This is a genomic window from Pseudoflavonifractor sp. HNCC25GI2, assembly GCF_058136395.1.
The window spans coordinates 16,652-34,059 of record NZ_JBYUOW010000001.1 but is presented as its reverse complement, the minus strand read 5'-3'; the positions used below and the strand labels follow the sequence as shown (position 1 = coordinate 34,059).

Sequence of the window (17,408 nt, the reverse complement as noted above, 5' to 3'; positions counted from 1 at the left end):
GAGACAGCGGGAAAGGAGGCAGCAAAGGGATTGGAAAGCGAACGGCAAAAGAAACATAAAGTCCCCTTTTTCTCCTCCCTGCAGGTGAAGTACGCCATGAGCTATCTGGTGATCTTTGCCGTGGTGCTGGTGCTGATGAATACCTATCCCGTGGTCGCCTCCCAGGACCTGCTGTTTCGTTCCAAGCGGGACTCGCTGAAAAGCCAGGCGGCGGTGATGGCCTCCGCGCTGATGGAGCTGGAGACGCTGTCCTCCGACCAGGTGGTACGGGTTATGAACATGCTGGACAGTGTGGGGCTGACCCGAATTCTGGTGACGGATCCGGCGGGGCTTGTCCTCTATGACAGCCAGAAGGACGGCGTGGACCAGGAGCAGGACCAGGACCAAGAGGAGACGGAGGAGCCGGCCCAGACAGAGTATTCCTATGCGCTCTATCAGGAGATTGTCCTTGCCCTCAAGGGGAAGGATGTGTTTTGCTCCAAGTATGTCAATAAAGTGTTTGTTTCCACGGTAGCAATGCCCATTGTCTACCGTGGGATGATCATCGGAGCCATCTATATTGTGGAGCTGGATGCGGATCAGGGTGCCCTGCTGCTCAACCTGCAGCAGAACCTGCGCTCCATCTCCCTGGTGATCGCCGTGGTTACGCTGGTGCTCAGCGCCATTTTTTCGAAAATGCTTACCGCCCGGATCGCAGCCCTGCTGCGGGCCATCCGCATCGTGGGGGAGGGAGAGTATGGCCATCGGCTGCAGCCGGTGGGCCGGGATGAGATGGCACAGCTGGCGGAGGAATTCAACCAGCTCACCGACCGCCTCCAGACCACGGAGGAGGTGCGGCGGCGCTTTGTCTCGGATGCCAGCCATGAGCTCAAGACTCCGCTGGCCTCCATCCGGCTGCTGACCGACTCCATTCTACAAAATGACCACATGGACCAGGAGACCGTCCGGGACTTTGTCTGCGACATCGGCGATGAGGCGGAGCGCCTGACCCGCATCACTGAGCACCTGCTGGCCCTGACCCGTTTGGACAGCCTTCCGGCAGGAAAAACGGTACCGGTGGATGTGTCCAAGGTGGCCCAGCGGGCGGCGGGACGGCTGGGGCCGGTGGCCGACGCGGCGGGCGTTACCATTGAGAGCAGTTTGAAGCCGGGCTGTATGATTCTCTGCACGGAGGATGAGCTGTACCAGATTTGCTTTAATCTTCTGGAAAATGCGGTGAAGTATAACTTCCCCGGCGGCTACGTCTACCTGTCCGTCTATTCCGACAAGGACCAGGTGCTGCTGGAGGTGGGAGATACCGGAATCGGAATTCCGGAGGAGGATTTGCCCAAGGTGTTTAACCGCTTCTACCGGGTGGACAAGGCCCGTTCCCGGGCGGCGGGAGGCACCGGACTGGGGCTGTCCATTGTGCGGGACACCGTCCGCCGCCACGGCGGCTGGGTGACGGCCCGGCGCAGAAATCCGGAAGGCAGCCTGTTTACGGTGGGCTTCCCCCTGTACGTGCCTGAGACAGAGGAGGAACCGTCATGAAACGATGGCTTTTGATGCTGCTGGCGGTTCTGGTGCTGGCAGGCGCAGTGGGCTGCAGCCGGACGCAGAAGGAGGAGCCGGAGGGCTATGTCCTGTATTTTACCGTGAGTGGGGAGCAGGAGTACGGAGCGGCGCTGGATACGCAGCCCTATGAGGGCGCGGAACCGGCCACCGTGGATACGCTGCTGGAGGCGCTGCTGGCCGGTCCCACTCAGGAAGGCCTGACCTCTCCATTCCCTCGGGGCGTTTCTGTGGTCCGTTGGGAGCTGGACGAGGAGAGCGGTACCCTGAAGCTTACCATGTCGGAGCAGTACAGCGGCCTGGGCGATATTTCCCTGACCCTGGCGGACTACTGCATCGTGCTGACCCTGTGCCAGCTGGAGGGCGTGGAGGGAGTGGAGATCCACTCTGCCGGTTATTCCAGCAACTACCGCAGCCATCAGCTGCTTCGGCCCGGAGAGGTGGAGCTGAGTCCGCCGGAGCGAGATGGGTCTTGACAAAATAGTTCTGGTTCTGTAATCTTACTACAATCCGCGAAATAGAAAGAAGGTTTTATCCATGAGCAATTATTCCATTGAGACCAAGTGCGTCCAGGGCGGCTATACCCCGGGCAACGGGGAGCCCCGTCAGATTCCCATTATCCAGTCCACTACCTTTAAGTATGCGACCAGCGAGGATATGGGCAAGCTCTTTGACCTGGAGGCCAGCGGATATTTCTATACCCGTCTGCAGAACCCCACCAACGACTATGTGGCGGCCAAGATCTGTGACATGGAGGGCGGAACCGCTGCCATGCTCACTTCCTCCGGCCAGGCGGCCAACTTCTACGCCATTTTTAACATTGCCAACTGCGGCGACCATGTGATTGCTTCTTCCACCATTTACGGCGGAACCTACAATCTGTTCCACGTCACCATGCGGAAGATGGGCATCGACTTCACCTTCGTGGAGCCCGACTGCTCTGACGAGGAGCTGGAGGCCGCCTTCAAGCCCAACACCAAGGCCGTGTTCGGCGAGACCATCGCCAATCCTGCGCTGACGGTGCTGGATATCGAGCGGTTTGCCAAGGCCGCCCATGCCCATGGTGTACCTCTGATCATGGATAACACCTTTGCCACCCCGGTGAACTGCCGTCCCATCGAGTGGGGCTGTGACATCGTCACCCACTCCACCACCAAGTATATGGACGGCCATGGCGCCGGCGTGGGTGGCTGCATTGTGGACAGCGGCAAGTTTGACTGGATGGCCCATGCGGATAAGTTCCCCGGCCTGACTACTCCCGACGAGAGCTATCACGGCATCACCTACGCCGAGAAGTTTGGCCAGGGCGGCGCCTTTATTACCAAGTGCACGGCTCAGCTCATGCGGGACTTCGGCTCCATCCAGTCCCCCCAGAATGCGTTCCTGCTGAACCTGGGCCTGGAGAGCCTCCACGTGCGTATGCCCAAGCACTGTGAGAACGGTCTGGCCGTGGCCAAGTACCTGAAGAACCACCCCAAGATTTCCTTTGTCACCTATCCCGGCCTGGAGGGCGACAAGTACTATGACCTGGCCAAAAAGTATATGCCCAACGGGACCTGCGGCGTGGTCTCCTTCGGCTTCAAGGGTGGCCGTACTGCGGCAGAGACCTTCATGAAGCACCTGAAGCTGGCTGCCATTGAGACCCACGTTGCCGATGCCCGTACCTGCTGTCTGCATCCCGCCTCCGCCACTCACCGTCAGATGAACGACCAGGAGCTGGTGGCCGCGGGCATTACCCCGGATCTGGTGCGGTTCTCCTGCGGCATTGAGGATGCGGCTGATTTGATTGCCGACATCGAGCAGGCCCTGGAGCAGGTGTAATAAACAGCGGCGGGGCAGAGACCACTCTGCCCCGCCGGAAAGGAAGAGAACGATGAGATCAGGAACGGTTTTGATGTATAATTGCTCCGGTCCGGAGTACTCCAAGTTGCGGCAGATTTTTGCCATGCTGCGTCTGCGTATGCGTCCGGTGGAGCCGGAGCGGTACCATGTGCCCCTGGGCCAGTTGGCCGAGGGAAAGGGCGAGAGCGGAGAACCCGCACAGGCCATTGAGGAGTCCATGCTGGTTTTCTGCGGCCTGGGCCAGGCATTACTGAACCAGGTCCTGGAGGTCATCCGTTTGGCCCAGCTGCCGCCCATTCCACTGAAGGCTGTACTCACCGAATCCAACAGGGAGTGGGATACGGTGCAGCTCTATGAGGAGCTGAAGAAGGAGCGGGAGGCCATTGCGGCCAGTGAGAAGGCGTCTGACTGAAGCTTTTTTCCAGAAAAAGCAGAAAGATGCGAAAACCCCGTTGACAAATAGCTTCTGGGAAAGTATAATAATTTAGCGGTTTGAAAAAACCGCGCTTTGCGGCTGTGCTGGAATTGGTAGACTGGCAAGCTTGAGGTGCTTGTGTCCGGACGGGCGTACGGGTTCGACTCCCGTCAGCCGCACCAAGTCGGCGCGAACGATATGACGTTCGCGCCGACTTTTTATATAAATTTGTTGAGCCAGCTGTAGGTCGCTAGTATTAATGCGGGAAAAGAAAGACATCTGCTTAAGCAGATGTCTTTCTTTTAGCGATTGTGCAATACAAAACTTGCGTAAAAGTGCGGAGTTGCTATGGAAAATCCTGTCCCTTTATACGAGACAAAAGCATGGACACATTTTAAGTATTATCAGTAGTCAAATTTCCACATATAGTTTCGTTCATCCATAGAATGACCACAGAGTTGGGCCATTTGGGCTACGAAGAACCGTTCCAGAGGGATCATGACCACAGAATTAAAGAATTCTGCAATTCTGGGGTCTAACCGTTCTTCGATTCCAGTATCCTTGGCATCGATGACAAAATACCGTTTTGCATAGACTTTCAAGAATTTCAGTACCCGTTCATCTAAAAAGCGGGAACGACCGGTAGACATTAATAAAACAATGGGTTGTTGAGGATTGGTCATCTCAAAGGGGCCGTGGAAGTACTCACCACTGTGGATTGTGATGGCATTGCGCCAACTCATCTCCATTAAGTGGCAGTTAGCCATGGAATAGGCGGTTCCATATAACGGACCTGCGCCCAAAATCTGGAATACCGAGTCATTTTGAAACTCCCGAGCAAAGGACTGGGCGGCGGGAAGCATTTCTTTTTTGCTCTTGGCAACAATATCATCGATTTGAGAAAAGGCGGCCATACCTTCAGCGTACAAGGGGTAGCTTTCAAATTGATGAAGGATCTCGAGGGCTAAACGCAAAGACATAGACTGATTGGACAGGGAATAAATTTGGTCGTCGCCGTTGGAATAAACGACTACGTACTCGCCCACCTTTGCCATTCCGGTTTCCATAGAGCCCGTCATGGCAATGGTGACAGCGCCGGCCGCTTTGGCTGTTTCAACAGCTTTGACTGTTTCTGCTGTAGCTTTTAAGGAGCAGCAGATAACGATGCAGCGTTCGTCCAAGCATTTAGGTGTTACAAAGTTAAACTCATTGCTATTATAAATTTTGACGCTAATGTCGTTTGCTTCGCTTTCCAACAAGTATTTACCCGGATAGATAGCGGCTTGGGAACCGCCGCATGCAACAAAGATGACGGCCTTTAAGCCCCCGCGCTGACTCATTTTTTCTTTGATTTCTGCTATCATTGTTGTGATTTCCATAGTATACTCCCTTCAGCAAGCGAAATAACTAATATAAACTAATAATAACTTATGAGTAAATAATATCGTAGATTTTTTATGATGTCAAGAGTAATTATAAAAATATCTTGACAAATCACTAATTATAACTAATATAAGTATATAGATGTTTTGAGGGGGCGATGTTAGTGCGCATTATAGGTGTGGGTGATAATGTTTGCGATAAGTATCGTACACTTTCGAGAATGTTTCCTGGCGGTCAGGCGCTAAATGTGGCCGTTTATGGAAAAATGCAGGGATGGGACAGCGCTTTTTTAGGTGTTTTCGGCAGAGACTTGGTTGCCCAACACGTGAAGAAAACCCTTGATACTTTGGAAATTGACCGAAGTCGGTGTCGGGAATATGACGGTGAAAATGGGTATGCTGTGGTAGATCTGGTGGATGGGGATCGGGTTTTTGTGACGAGCAACAAGGGAGGGGTTCTGCGGGAACATCCCTTGAATTTGGATAGAGATGATTTAGAATACTTAAGTGGCTTTGATTTGATTCACACTAGCAATAACAGCTATCTGGACAATCAACTTCCTAAGCTGGCAGAGCTGCCTGGCCTAGTTTCTTATGATTTTTCCAAGTCATGGATGGATGAAAAACGGCGTGCGGCGGTCTGTCCCTATTTGGACGCAGCTTTCTTATCGTGTTCTGATTTAAAGGACGAACAAGTTGAAGAACTTGTACGAAGCATGTATATGCAAGGATGTCCTTTGGTCTTGGCTACGATGGGAGAAAGAGGCGCATTGCTGTGGAATGGAACCCATATGGTGCGTCATCGTCCGACTTTAGTTAAAGCTGTGGACACATTGGGCGCGGGCGATTCCTTTGCCGCAGGTTTTTTGACAACTTATCTTGCCTTACATGATTTTTCAGAGGAAGGCCTCAGAACGTGTATGGAGGCGGGGGCCGCATTGTCCGCACGAATCTGTATGGTTCAAGGAGCATTTGGTTACGGAACAGCGATGGTATAAGTGAGAAAAATATGGAGCGAACCAGGGGTACAATAAGACCGCGTGGTACGCTCCATATTTTTGTGTCAACTGGTTAATAATGATTGCGAGGATGGTTGGCGAGCCAGAGTTTCCAAAGAAGGACAATGGCCACCACCAAAAACAGAGCTGCTGCAGGTCTGTTATAGGTAACTTTTTCATACAGATCGCCTTCCCCAGGGAGCGGAAGAGGGACCGGATCAATGGGGAGTCCGCTGGAAGAATAAATATTTTTCATACCCAACAGATTAATGACGGGAGTTCCTTGCCGCAGAAAGCGCTGGACCAGTCCGTCTCCCGTTTCTCCTGTGGGCAAGTGAGTCAGAATACCTCCGTCCAAACGGGTCATGAGGGAGGAACCACCAAAAGAGAGTAGATTTCCTCCAATATTGACAAAGCAGGAAATAGGCGCAGCATTGTAATATTGAAAGCGAAAGTCCAAGTTTTCTCTCAGATCCTCAAATGTGAGAATGGAGTAGCCAGCATGTGAGAGACGTGCTTGTATGCTTGACACCAGGGAGGGGTCCATATCAGATCCCAAATCATGCTGTCCCCCCATGCTGATATAAGCGCTTCTTTGAGTGATAATTCCTTGTTTCCAAAGGAGCAGTTCCATATCCGGGTAGGTCAATTCAGGTAGTGTAGCTCCGTATGTGGAGGCCCCTACGGACGAGAACACAATCCCCGTGACATCCAATTCCTCCATGGCGCAGAACAGAGCGATATTCACCGCAGGAAAGGAACCAGACAGGTTAACGGCTATGGTATCTCCAGGGCTCACGCCCGCTTCCAAGAGAAGATGGACCAACAGTGCACCAGAATTAGGATTTGTAGTAGTGCGTTTTGCCTCTAGTTGTCCTTGCGTTGTAGTGATGCCGGTAAACATTGGTCCGATCAATCCGGTAGCATTGGGATCATCCTCTACATCGACGGGGAGCAGAGACAGGCGTTGCGTTCGTACTGCCTCGTAGGCTTGCGCGGTACGCTGCGAGGCTGCCAGCATGATATCGTGTTCCGGAACTGGAGAGAAAGAGGCTGTATAGGAAAGAAACCAGCATCCGACAATCACAAGGGCCAGCAGGGACAGCAACCAGCGGGTTCCTTTGATTGATCGCATAGTCACAGTGCCATCCCTCCAAAGGCGGTATTAAGCAGCCATAGCAGTCCAACGACAATTCCTAAAGCAATAAGTGTTTTCCAGATTCCTTGACGCTCAAAGTCGCGGGCGAGAATTCCTGGGATTAGGTAGCCAATGGATAAACTGAGGCTTAGAGGCGTGGCTAGTGAGGCGGTATAGAGGGTGGACAACAACATTTTGAGAACCAGTCCGGTGACAATACAAAGGGCGAAGCGGCGCTGGCCATAGAGAATTGTATAATGGGATAATAATTCTACGATGCCCCAGACAATCAGAGCCATCCCTATTGTGGATACGATACGCATTGGTTGATGGAGAAACAGACAGAAGTAGGCTGGTACGATAATTCCACCGGGAGAGAGACCGGTTGCTTCGGAAAAAATAAGAGCGAGCAGTACGCCCACCGCCAATAATTCATTCATGCTCTGCGTTCGCCTCCATATGCAGGACCAAACGTTCTCCGTCGCCTTTGATGCTCCCAACACCGACAATTAAAGTCCTGTCATCCAGGGAGAAAATATCCTGCCAGCACCTGCGCAGACAGGGGCGTCCTTGACGTTTAAGCAGGCGAACGGGCAGCTGAGAGCCCCGACCCATAATCCAAATGGGAGCTTTTGGGTATACAGGAAAAAAATGACGTTGAAATAGAAGAAAACGATCTGGTCGGTCAGGGCGGTGATTATAGAGAAATAAAATTGGACGCTGCAGATTAATCTGTTTGAGCTGAAGAAGCGTAGAATCTGGATCGTTAACAGAGAACAGATTTAAGAATTCAAGATGTTGTCCCTGATGTCCCCGGAAGTGGTAGGTTTTAGATGCTCCAAAATCAGTGACAGGAGCGGCTTGTGTGGGGAGGACACCTAAATGTGCGCAGATTTGATTCACAAGGGATTGGTTTGCTTGCAGGGGTGGCAATTCCTCAGATGGAGTACAGAGAAGTAAACGACTGTCCAACCGATCACAAGCTTGTTGAAAAATAGATTGACAGGTATTGCTGCCCAGAAACAAAGTACCGTGTTTGGGAATAGCAGAGCAGAATGAACGCGCAATTTCTTCAGGCGTTTCGCCCAGTTCATAAAGGTGGTCACGGCGTAAGTTTGTAATGACCACATACTGACTTTTGACGATACTATATTGACAAATAGACTGAAGCTCGGGACGGACTGCCATGCATTCTAAAATTAATACATCTGCGTGCTCCCGAAAGGCGCGGCGAATGATACGCATTTGTTCTCGGATATTTGCTCGTCCGAGACGGGTCAGTTGATGTTCGCGGCCTTGCGTGTCCAGATAACAGGGGTGAGTGCCCGTAGTTTTAGTGAACACACGAAATCCGTTGGCGCGCAGCGCAGCGTCCAAACGGCGACACACGTCGGTTTTACCTCGGATTCCGTTAACATGAATTACAAAACGAAATGAGGAAAGTGCACGATCATTATACCAACGTTCCGCCAGCAGAAGCAGTATAATAAAAAGATATAATATGACTGCAAAATACCGCACAATAACTCCCCCTATACTGCAAACCAAGTTTATCATATGGTGCACATATGCGTCTATATACTTATATATCTTATTTTGTATTTAAGAAATAATAAAAACTCTTTTTTAATCCACAAAGAGGCTAAAAAGCCAATAAAAAAGTTCGATCTATTGTAAAAAAGAAACAAATAAATCGGCGCTTTGCAAGAAAAAATTGGTTTTTAGTGAGATTAAAGAGATAAAATTGACATGTTCTTTTTAGCGTGCTAATGTAAAAACAACGCTAGGCAAGCTGCAATTTTGCAGACTTGACTGATGCAAAGCAGATGTGTAGAAAGAGAATTACACAGGGAAAAATGTTTCTTGAAGAGAAGGAGGTACACTATGAGTAACAAAAAGAGACTTGGTGCATTGGCCGTCGCGCTATCCATGGTGTTCAGCCTGGTTGCCTGCGGCAACAGCACAGGCCAAAACAGTTCACAGTCATCGTCTCAGAGCAGTACGTCTCAGAGCAGCGGCTCCCAGTCTGAGGCGGAGACTCCGGAGAGCACTTACCCTCTGAATAATCAGGGCGGAATTGCACCGGCCGAAGGCAGTGATGTAGGGACTGCTGCTACCACTGCCAGTACCCGTGACGCTTCTGGCTACAATGGAGCAGTGACATCCGGTAAGCAGGAAGCTTCAGAAGTGGGTGTTGAGGTTCTGAGAGCGGGCGGCAACGCAATTGATGCCTGCGTAGCTACGGCACTCGCAGTTGGTTTCTTTGAGCACAACGCCAGCGGTCTGGGTGGCGGCGGTTTCATGAACATTTATCTGGCTGATGAGCAGAAAAATGTAGCAATCAGCAGCCAGTTCCCTGCTCCTGAGGATGTGCCTCTGGACTATTTTGAGTACATGCTGAAGGAGGATGGTACACTGGACCAGGAGCTGTGGAGCGATTTCCGCACCTCTGCCAAGTCTACCTCCATCATGAAAGCATTGGCCACTTATCAGGTGGCGCTGGATAACTGGGGAACTATGACTCTGGCTGAGATTATCCCCTATGTGACTGAAGCGGCCCAACAGGGTATCCGAGTGACCCAGAACCTCCATGACCTGATTGATAGCTCTTATGAGAAGCTTTATAAAGATGAGGCTTCCCGGGCCATCTGGCTTAAGGATGGTATTTCGGTTCCTGAGGTGGGCGACGTCATCTATAATCCCGACTATATTAATACGCTGAACCTGATTGCGGAAAACGGCATTGAGTATTTCTACGAAGGCCCCATTGCCGAAGAAATTGTTCGCGTTATCCAAGAAGATGGTGGCGTCATGAATATGAACGACCTGAAGAAAGCTATGACGGACGTTCTGATCATTGATGATCCGGTAGAGGTTACCTATCGCGGATATAAACTGTATTCCATGCCTTTGCCCAGCTCTGGCGGTGTAATTACTGGCGAAATTCTGAATATTCTGGAGAATTTCGATATGGCTTCCATGGGCCAGAACACTGCTGAAAGTATCCATGTAATTGCTGAGGCCATGATGCGGGCTTATGCCGACCGGAGCAAGTATCTGGGTGACCCCTCCTTCGGCGATATCCCCGTGGATGGTTTGAGCTCCAAGGAGTATGCAAAGACGCTCTTTGAGCAGATCTCTGATAAGGCTACCACTTCTGTGGATGCCGGCGATCCTACCCCCTATGAGAGCCCCTCGACTACCCATATGTCTGTTATTGACAAGGACGGCAACATGGTGGCTCTGACTCAGTCCAACAGTGCCCACTTTGGCTGCGGCGTCACGGTTCCTGGCTACGGTTTTGTGCTCAGTGATGGTTTGACCAGTTTTGATCCCCAGCAGGGTAAGCCCAATTCCATTGCTCCTGGGAAACTGTCTCTGTCCAGTATGACGCCTACCATCCTGGTCAGCCCCGAGGGTGAACCCATCCTGGTGTCTGGTTCTCCTGGCGGAACCCGTATCATTGCCTGCATGGTGCAGACGATTCTGAATATCGTGGATTACGGTATGGACGCTCAGAGCTCCGCCGATGCGCCTCGTGTCTATGCGGGCGATGACTGTGAGATCAGTGTGGAGGGACGTTTGGATCCGGCGGTTATTGAGGAACTGGAAGCCATGGGGCATACAGTTAATGTTGATGCCGACTATAATGCCAACATGGGCAGTTCGAATACCATCACCTATAATCCGGAAACCGGAGAGCTGCATGCGGCCGGCGACCCGCGCCGTGACTCTCAGGGCGTTGCTTACTAACATTCCGGGACAGGAATAAATGTCTGTCCGGCCGGGGCCGCCTGGCCCTGGCCGGACATCCTATTATAAACTAGATTGTGATCACTTGAAAAGGAGTATTCCAATGAAAAAGGTTCTTTCTCTCGCTTTAGCTGCTGTTTTGACGCTCTCGTTAGCTGCCTGTGGTTCGGAAAAGAATGGATCTGCGTCTGGCGGTGAAAGTAGTTCTCCGGTTTCCTCGGCTCAGGTCAGCGGTCTGACTGAGGCAATTGCAGAAACGCCTGCCATTATTACTTCTGCGGGCCAAAGTGCAGATGCATCTATGCTCAGTGCTATTTTGGATAAAGCGGGCTTTGCCTGCGATATAGAGACTAACCTTACAGCGGATAACTTTGATCCCTCCGCTTACAAAACCCTGATTATCGGAGTAGGCGGCAGCCAAAAGGGACTGGGCGCTGCGGGTGTAGATGCCGAAGTGGAGCAGGCTCGGGTTGATGCTGTGATTGCAGAGGCAGAGGAAGCTGGGATGACCATCATTGTAGCCCATATTGGTGGTCAGGCCCGGCGGGGCGAATTGAGTGACGGTTTCATTGAAGCAGTCTCTCCCAAGGCGGATTATCTGTTGGTGGTTGCCGGAGGCAACGATGATGGATTATTTACTCAGATTGCGGCGGATAATTCCATCCCCATGGATACAGTAGAGAATTTGGCTGATGTAGGTACGGTACTGATGGAGGCTTTTAAGTAAAACCTCCTTTAGTCCGGACAGGACGAAAGCAAACAAAAGGAGTTGACTTATGTCTGAACTACTTATTTTCCTCCTAATGGTTGTGATTTTTGCTGGCTGTTGCTTCTTCCTGAAGCTTCCGGTAGGTGTCGCCCTGATGTTGTCGGCGGCAGGAGGCGGCCTGGCTGGTGGATTTGGAATCCCTGTGAAATTCATGGTGGAAGGTACCATGTCCTTCCTGGATACAATTCTGGTCATCGCTACCGCCATGATTTTTATGAAATGTATTCAATATTCTGGTGCGTTGGATATGCTCAATCGTTTCTTCCTGCGCCGCTTCCACAATCATAAAATCATTCTTCTGCTGCTGTTAATGCTTATCATTATGTTCCCGGGAATGATTACCGGATCGTCTACGGCGGCAGTAATCAGTGCCGGTGCAATTGTATGTCCCATTTTGGTGGCGATGGGTATCCCCCAAGAAAAAGCGGCGGCAATTATTGCTCTGGGTGGTATGTATGGAGCGACAGCCCCGCCGGTAAACATTGCTGTAATGACGATTGGCGGCGGTGTGGATATTCCTTATGTTGGATTTGGCATTCCTTTGCTGCTGCTTTCAGTTCCGCTGGCGGTTTTTTCTGTTCTTTCACTTGGGCTGAAGGATTGCAGCTCTATGGATTATGAAAAGGTAAAAGTGCAGTTCCAGATTCGGGAGGACGAAAAAATTTCTTTTGTGATGCTCCTTCCTGTTTTGGTGCTGTTGGCCTTGATTCTGTTACCCTCTCTGCTGCCTGATGTAGTCCCGTCGCTGAGTATGACGATTGTCTTTGTTATCAGTGCAATTCTTTGCTGTTTCACAGGAAAACGTTTTCCGGTATGGAGTGCAGTGAAAGAGGGAGTTAACAGCTCTCTGGCCGTTATGGGCATTCTGATTGGTGTTGGCATGTTCATCGAAGTCATGACTATGACGGGTGTCAAGGGATGGCTGGTAGTGGAATGTCTCTCTCTGCCGGAAATGCTGCTCTTTGTAGCCATTGCTATAACTATCCCGCTGTTTGGAGCAATTTCTTCCCTGGGCGCTGCTTCTGTGTTTGGTGTACCTTTCTTGCTGGCGATGATGAGCCGGGATACTATTGTGATGGCGGCTGCATTGGCCTCCATTGCCAGTGTGGGTGAGTTGATGCCGCCCACGGCTTTGGCCGGTATCTTTGCTGCGAAGGTAGCTGGTTTGGAGCGATACACAGATGTTCTGAAAAAATGTCTCCCTTCTGCGATTCTAATTGTGGTATGGAGCATGCTGTTCATCATTTTCGCTAATCCCATTGCCTCTCTGCTGCCGTAATACTGGAAGGAGGTATCGCTGTGTCCATTACATTTATTTTGTCCTGGGTCATCATGGTATTTGTTGGACTGGTTACTATAAAATGTATTTTTGAGGAAAAGGACGTAAAAAAACAGCTGAATGCAGCACTGGTCCTCATTCCCATTGTCCTGCGTGCCCTGATGCTCAAGTAGGAGGAATGGCATGAAAAAGAACTACATCTCCGCTCTTGCAATTCTGGTATGTGTGGCGATTGTCTGTACTATTTCGGGTATGAGTTTTTACCAGATGCGTCACTATGATGAAGTGATCATCCCCAGCGAGGGACTTTCTGAGATTAAGATGCTGAGTGACTATTTCCCTGATTTGAAGGATACTGCGGGGGATACTGAAATTTATATCTTTCGCGGAGAAAAGGAGGGGGGAAGCGCACTGATTCTGGGAGGTACTCACGCCAATGAGTTGGGTGGCCATTTGGGTGCGGTTTTGTTTGTGGAAAATGCTATGGTAGAAGCGGGAACGCTGTATGTCATTCCGCGTACCAACAACAGTGCGTTTACACATAATGATCCACAAGAAGGTCATCCGAGTACCGTACACATCACCACTGATGAAGGAAATGTGAGAGAATTTGTGCATGGCTCCCGAGCGACGAATCCAGTGGATCAGTGGCCGGATCCTGATGTCTATGTGAACTATATGGGACAATCGCTATCCGGAAGCGAAAATCGAAATATTAACCGCACATATCCCGGGCAGTCTGATGGTAGCCTGACCGAAATGATGAGTTATGGAATTGTGCAGCTCATTAATGCAGAGGACATCGATCTGACGATAGATCTGCATGAGGCCAGTCCTGAGTATCCAGTCATCAACGCTTTGATTGCTCATGATCGGGCTATGAGCTTGGCAGCTAATGTAGTGGTTGATATGCAGATGGAGGGGGTCCAGATTTCGTTGGAGCCGTCTCCCACGGATTTACGTGGCTTGACCCATCGGGAGCTGGGTGATCATACCGATACACTGGCCTTGCTGATGGAGGCGCCTAACCCGGCACAAGGGCGCTTGAGAGATCGCACAGACGAGGAGCTGGTGCTCACAGGAAAGTCTGATACCTATGTTAAGGCAGCGGAAATTGGTCAATTATATGTCCCGTTTGATGAAAATGGATGGCCGATTGAAGTGCGTTGTGCGCGGCATGTGTTGGGAATTATGAGCATTCTGGAGAACTACACAGAGATGTATGAGAACCCCATTGTAGTCAATGGAATGCCCAGTTATTCCGAGTTGGTAGAAAGCGGTTTGGGAAGCTATCTGAACGAACCGACGGCGTAAGAAGGAGGTGTACGGCCCATGACAGGGAAAAAAAGATGGATTATGGGCGGGGCACTTCTGCTATGCGCCATTTTAGTGGCGTGTTGCATCATAATATTTCGTCACAAGCCTGCCAGTCGGACCTCTTTTTTGCTGGCAGAAGGACTAGACAGCCAAACGGAATGCTATATTTTAGATTCCGGACAAAAGGGGCCTACTGTTTTCCTATTAGCTGGGACCCATGGTAATGAGACGGCGGGTTTTAAAGCTGCTGAGATGTTGGTAGATAGCCTTGAACCGCTCACCGGAAAGGTTATTTTAGTTCCCCACGCCAATCAACAGGCGATCGAACGGGATCAGCGCACAGCACCTAATGGGGAAGATATGAATCGCTCGTATCCGGGGTCCCCGGAAGGAAGCGATATTGAGCGGTTGGCAGACGAGATAATGTCTCTAATCCGTGAATATGAACCGGTATGTGTGGTTGACATGCATGAAGGATTTAATTTTTACGGAGTAGAGGGGAGCATTGGAAATAGCTTAGTTGTAGGTTATACCCAGAGCGGGTTTACCCATGCGTTGGATATCTTGTCCCAGGTTAATGAAAATAATGGAGATGATTTGCCTGACTTTGCGTTGGAAGGCAATCCTCCGCTGGGAAGCCTGAATTGCACGTCTTCTCGGGAACTGGGGACAGACGCATTTACAATTGAGACAAGCCAAAAGCTGCCATTGGAGACTCGTGTGTCTCAACAGTTACTGTTTGTGGAAAGTATTCTTGCCCAGTATGGGATGAAATTCGAGATGCAGACATCGTAGGCAAAAGGGCAGGCGCACAGAATCGCTGTTCTGTGCGCCTGCTTGCTTTCCGAAGAGGATTTGCATCTCTGAAAAATTTTTGGTATGCTAGTATCAATTGTGTAGGAAGGTGGGGAACGTGTTGTATCTCGGTCAACATTTAAAACTCAAATTGGATTCCCATTACCTGACTGCTGCTTTTTGTCTTATGCTGGTTACAGTTCTCATGCCAATTTTTTTTACAGAGCAAAGCTTTCATATCTACGAATATATTTTTCAGGCATTGGAGTCAGGGAACATAGGAATTTTAATGGAGGGAGCCTTTCGGCTTCTGATTTTGAATATTCTTCGCTCCGCACCTGATTACTTGGGAATGCTGATGGTTATGGAAGGGCTTCATATTACTTGGGACCAAAAGAATATACCCTTTATCAAAATTCCGATCTGCTTTTTTCTACATGTAATTCTTTACCATATTATTAACCGAATTTATGGAATCCGGCTGGATGTGGGAGTTTTTGTCCTGCTGATTTTTGTGTGTATCGAGTTGTTGAGCCGCTTTTTCTTCCGACTGCACAATAAAATGTTTTTAATACTTTTATTTTTAATTTCCTGCCAGGGGTTGGATCTGATGCCAGGAATGACAGATGTGGGATTTGGTAACGGAGAGATCTCGCTGGATGTAAAAATGGCAGCGCAGGTTTTAGAGGGAGAACGTTTGCTCGGTAGCTTCTCCTTTCTACTTTTTTTCTCCTTTGCGATTACCACATTGCTCATGGTTTTGTTAGATCGAGAACAGCGTCAGACAATGCAGGTTCATCAGCAGGCTAATCAGGCCAGAATGAAAAACCTGGAAATGCGTTCTTTTTTGGAAATACAGAACTTAGTACATGATTTGAAATCGCCTCTGACTGCCATTCAAGGGTTGGCGGAGCTAACAGAATCCCAACTGGAAGTAGGAAAATTAAAGGAATATCAACAGAGAATTGTACGGGCAAGCGAACGTATGAGCAACATGATTTCGGAAATCCTGTATGAGGATCGAAAGACATTGACTACTACCGATCATTTGATTCAAGCTACCTTGTCCTACATGGCTGCTAATCCCAAAGCTGCGCTTATATCAGTGGACAATCGATGCCCAGACACAAAAATTTATGTAAATTCAATTCGTATGTCCCGTGCTTTGGTAAATTTGTTGGAAAATGCTTGCCATTTTATATCCCAAGAGACGGGTTCCATATTCGTTACCATAACCAAAACACAAACAGGAACGCAATGGGAGGTTAGGGATAACGGCTCTGGAATTAGACCGGAAATTTTGGAAGGTATCTGGCACCCGGGATATTCCGGAAACGGATCAACCGGATTAGGATTGGGGTTTGTTCAGCAAGTGGTAAATCTCCACCACGGTCAGATTCGTATTGAGAGTAAGTTGGGTGAATATACCCGAGTTGTACTCACGTTACCAGACGAAAGGAGTGATTCCGATGTCCAAGTACATTCTCTCCATTGATGATGACGAAGATATTTTATATACGATACAGGAAATTTGTCAGTCACAAGGGTGGATTTCTCTGTTAGCCCGTTCCTTTGATGAGGCAAAAGAGATTTTATGCCAACAGGGCGGACAATCGCCTGATTTGATTTTAATTGATTATCATTTGCCTCGAATAGATGGGATTCAGGCGGTGCGCAATATTCGAAGCTTGGGTATCCAAGCCCCCATTATTGTATTGACAATTGAAGAAAAAAGTCAAGTAATGGAACGTTTTTTGGCCGCAGGAGCGGATGACTATGCGATTAAACCCGTTAAACTGGTAGACCTGCTCTCACGAATTAATACCCATTTAAAATACAGTCAAAAGGAGTCGGCTGTAGAATATTTACCAGTTAAATCGGAGAACGGGACAGAGAAGGGCATCAATCAGTCCACACTGTCGATTATTACGTCCAGTCTGCAAAGCGGAGAGTATATGGATACTTCACAGCTTCAAAAGCAGACACAGCTAAACGCGAAAACGATTCATCGATATTTGCTGTATTTAGTACGGGAACATCGAGTGGAAACACAAAATACGTACGGGAAGCGGGGACGCCCCAGAGTGTTCTATCGCTGGATTGATGAATGAACAGAAGAGCCTGATGTCCTTATGTGGTATACGCGTATAAGTAAGGCCGGTTTTAAAA

17 protein-coding genes and 1 tRNA gene are annotated in these 17,408 nt (G+C 49.7%); 14 read left to right on the top strand and 4 right to left on the bottom strand.

Annotated features, from left to right (window positions below):
- Positions 1-30 precede the first annotated feature (30 nt).
- From AC3YUO_RS00160 to AC3YUO_RS00140, 5 genes are all read left to right on the top strand, one after another.
- The gene (locus AC3YUO_RS00160; protein WP_489961025.1) at positions 31-1,530 is read left to right on the top strand and encodes a sensor histidine kinase; all 1,500 of its coding nucleotides are present in this window, start codon (positions 31-33) and stop codon (positions 1,528-1,530) included.
- Entirely contained in the window at positions 1,527-2,027 is a 501-nt protein-coding gene (locus AC3YUO_RS00155; protein WP_489961024.1) for a GerMN domain-containing protein, read from the top strand. Before AC3YUO_RS00160 ends, AC3YUO_RS00155 begins: the two co-directional genes overlap by 4 nt.
- 61 nt (positions 2,028-2,088) lie before the next feature.
- Positions 2,089-3,372: an O-acetylhomoserine aminocarboxypropyltransferase/cysteine synthase family protein gene (locus AC3YUO_RS00150; RefSeq protein ID WP_489961023.1), complete on the top strand. Its 1,284-nt coding sequence runs from the start codon at positions 2,089-2,091 to the stop codon at positions 3,370-3,372.
- Positions 3,373-3,424: 52 nt separating this feature from the next.
- Positions 3,425-3,805, top strand: coding sequence for a DUF3783 domain-containing protein (locus tag AC3YUO_RS00145; RefSeq protein WP_489961022.1), 381 nt, complete (start codon positions 3,425-3,427; stop codon positions 3,803-3,805).
- Between the two features lie 98 nt (positions 3,806-3,903).
- Positions 3,904-3,990: transfer RNA gene (locus tag AC3YUO_RS00140), tRNA-Leu, on the top strand.
- A gap of 222 nt (positions 3,991-4,212) precedes the next feature.
- Here AC3YUO_RS00140 and AC3YUO_RS00135 read toward each other — a convergent pair.
- Entirely contained in the window at positions 4,213-5,187 is a 975-nt protein-coding gene (locus AC3YUO_RS00135) for an SIS domain-containing protein (protein ID WP_489961021.1), read from the bottom strand.
- A 161-nt stretch (positions 5,188-5,348) separates the two neighbouring features.
- On the opposite strand from AC3YUO_RS00135, the gene AC3YUO_RS00130 reads away from it, so the two are divergent.
- Positions 5,349-6,188: a PfkB family carbohydrate kinase gene (locus AC3YUO_RS00130; RefSeq protein WP_489961020.1), complete on the top strand. Its 840-nt coding sequence runs from the start codon at positions 5,349-5,351 to the stop codon at positions 6,186-6,188.
- A 73-nt stretch (positions 6,189-6,261) separates the two neighbouring features.
- On the opposite strand, the gene pgsW is transcribed toward AC3YUO_RS00130, so the two are convergent.
- Genes pgsW through pgsB form a run of 3 tightly spaced genes read right to left on the bottom strand, consistent with a single transcriptional unit; the run spans position 6,262 to position 8,847 of the window.
- Positions 6,262-7,323 carry a poly-gamma-glutamate system protein gene (gene pgsW, locus AC3YUO_RS00125; RefSeq protein WP_489961019.1) on the bottom strand — a complete coding sequence of 354 codons (1,062 nt, stop codon included), beginning with the start codon at positions 7,321-7,323 and terminating at the stop codon, positions 6,262-6,264.
- Positions 7,324-7,325: 2 nt separating this feature from the next.
- Entirely contained in the window at positions 7,326-7,766 is a 441-nt protein-coding gene (pgsC, locus tag AC3YUO_RS00120; RefSeq protein ID WP_489961018.1) for a poly-gamma-glutamate biosynthesis protein PgsC, read from the bottom strand.
- Complete coding sequence (gene pgsB / locus AC3YUO_RS00115) at positions 7,759-8,847, bottom strand: poly-gamma-glutamate synthase PgsB (protein WP_489961017.1); 1,089 nt, start codon at positions 8,845-8,847, stop codon at positions 7,759-7,761. Before pgsB ends, pgsC begins: the two co-directional genes overlap by 8 nt.
- Positions 8,848-9,141: 294 nt before the next feature.
- Between pgsB and ggt the strand changes: the two genes are divergently transcribed.
- From ggt to AC3YUO_RS00075, 8 genes are all read left to right on the top strand, one after another.
- Entirely contained in the window at positions 9,142-11,079 is a 1,938-nt protein-coding gene (gene ggt / locus AC3YUO_RS00110) for a gamma-glutamyltransferase (RefSeq protein WP_489961016.1), read from the top strand.
- A gap of 103 nt (positions 11,080-11,182) precedes the next feature.
- Positions 11,183-11,806: a DUF6305 family protein gene (locus AC3YUO_RS00105; protein ID WP_489961015.1), complete on the top strand. Its 624-nt coding sequence runs from the start codon at positions 11,183-11,185 to the stop codon at positions 11,804-11,806.
- A 49-nt stretch (positions 11,807-11,855) separates the two neighbouring features.
- Positions 11,856-13,127: a TRAP transporter large permease subunit gene (locus tag AC3YUO_RS00100; RefSeq protein WP_489961014.1), complete on the top strand. Its 1,272-nt coding sequence runs from the start codon at positions 11,856-11,858 to the stop codon at positions 13,125-13,127.
- Positions 13,128-13,147: 20 nt separating this feature from the next.
- Positions 13,148-13,300, top strand: coding sequence for a hypothetical protein (locus AC3YUO_RS00095; protein WP_489961013.1), 153 nt, complete (start codon positions 13,148-13,150; stop codon positions 13,298-13,300).
- 10 nt (positions 13,301-13,310) lie between these two features.
- A complete protein-coding gene (locus tag AC3YUO_RS00090) occupies positions 13,311-14,441 on the top strand; it encodes a succinylglutamate desuccinylase (RefSeq protein WP_489961012.1) in 1,131 nt (376 codons plus the stop codon).
- 18 nt (positions 14,442-14,459) lie between these two features.
- Positions 14,460-15,239 (top strand): M99 family carboxypeptidase catalytic domain-containing protein, encoded by a 780-nt coding sequence (locus AC3YUO_RS00085; RefSeq protein WP_489961011.1) that lies wholly within the window; start codon positions 14,460-14,462, stop codon positions 15,237-15,239.
- A 118-nt stretch (positions 15,240-15,357) separates the two neighbouring features.
- Positions 15,358-16,734, top strand: coding sequence for a sensor histidine kinase (locus AC3YUO_RS00080; protein WP_489961010.1), 1,377 nt, complete (start codon positions 15,358-15,360; stop codon positions 16,732-16,734).
- The gene (locus tag AC3YUO_RS00075) at positions 16,709-17,350 is read left to right on the top strand and encodes a response regulator (RefSeq protein ID WP_489961009.1); all 642 of its coding nucleotides are present in this window, start codon (positions 16,709-16,711) and stop codon (positions 17,348-17,350) included. The genes AC3YUO_RS00080 and AC3YUO_RS00075 overlap by 26 nt, the downstream gene beginning before the upstream one ends.
- Positions 17,351-17,408: the final 58 nt, after the last annotated feature.

What these genes read in the sequence shown, in the direction of transcription:
- AC3YUO_RS00155 (WP_489961024.1), top strand. Translation starts at nt 1,527, where the DNA reads ATGAAACGATGGCTTTTGATGCTGCTGGCGGTTCTGGTGCTGGCAGGC.
- ggt (WP_489961016.1), top strand. Translation starts at nt 9,142, where the DNA reads ATGCAAAGCAGATGTGTAGAAAGAGAATTACACAGGGAAAAATGTTTC.
- AC3YUO_RS00105 (WP_489961015.1), top strand. Translation starts at nt 11,183, where the DNA reads ATGAAAAAGGTTCTTTCTCTCGCTTTAGCTGCTGTTTTGACGCTCTCG.
- AC3YUO_RS00090 (WP_489961012.1), top strand. Translation starts at nt 13,311, where the DNA reads ATGAAAAAGAACTACATCTCCGCTCTTGCAATTCTGGTATGTGTGGCG.
- AC3YUO_RS00150 (WP_489961023.1), top strand. Translation starts at nt 2,089, where the DNA reads ATGAGCAATTATTCCATTGAGACCAAGTGCGTCCAGGGCGGCTATACC.
- pgsW (WP_489961019.1), bottom strand. Translation starts at nt 7,323, where the DNA reads ATGCGATCAATCAAAGGAACCCGCTGGTTGCTGTCCCTGCTGGCCCTT.
- AC3YUO_RS00100 (WP_489961014.1), top strand. Translation starts at nt 11,856, where the DNA reads ATGTCTGAACTACTTATTTTCCTCCTAATGGTTGTGATTTTTGCTGGC.
- AC3YUO_RS00130 (WP_489961020.1), top strand. Translation starts at nt 5,349, where the DNA reads ATGTTAGTGCGCATTATAGGTGTGGGTGATAATGTTTGCGATAAGTAT.
- AC3YUO_RS00135 (WP_489961021.1), bottom strand. Translation starts at nt 5,187, where the DNA reads ATGGAAATCACAACAATGATAGCAGAAATCAAAGAAAAAATGAGTCAG.
- AC3YUO_RS00085 (WP_489961011.1), top strand. Translation starts at nt 14,460, where the DNA reads ATGACAGGGAAAAAAAGATGGATTATGGGCGGGGCACTTCTGCTATGC.
- AC3YUO_RS00075 (WP_489961009.1), top strand. Translation starts at nt 16,709, where the DNA reads ATGTCCAAGTACATTCTCTCCATTGATGATGACGAAGATATTTTATAT.
- AC3YUO_RS00145 (WP_489961022.1), top strand. Translation starts at nt 3,425, where the DNA reads ATGAGATCAGGAACGGTTTTGATGTATAATTGCTCCGGTCCGGAGTAC.
- pgsC (WP_489961018.1), bottom strand. Translation starts at nt 7,766, where the DNA reads ATGAATGAATTATTGGCGGTGGGCGTACTGCTCGCTCTTATTTTTTCC.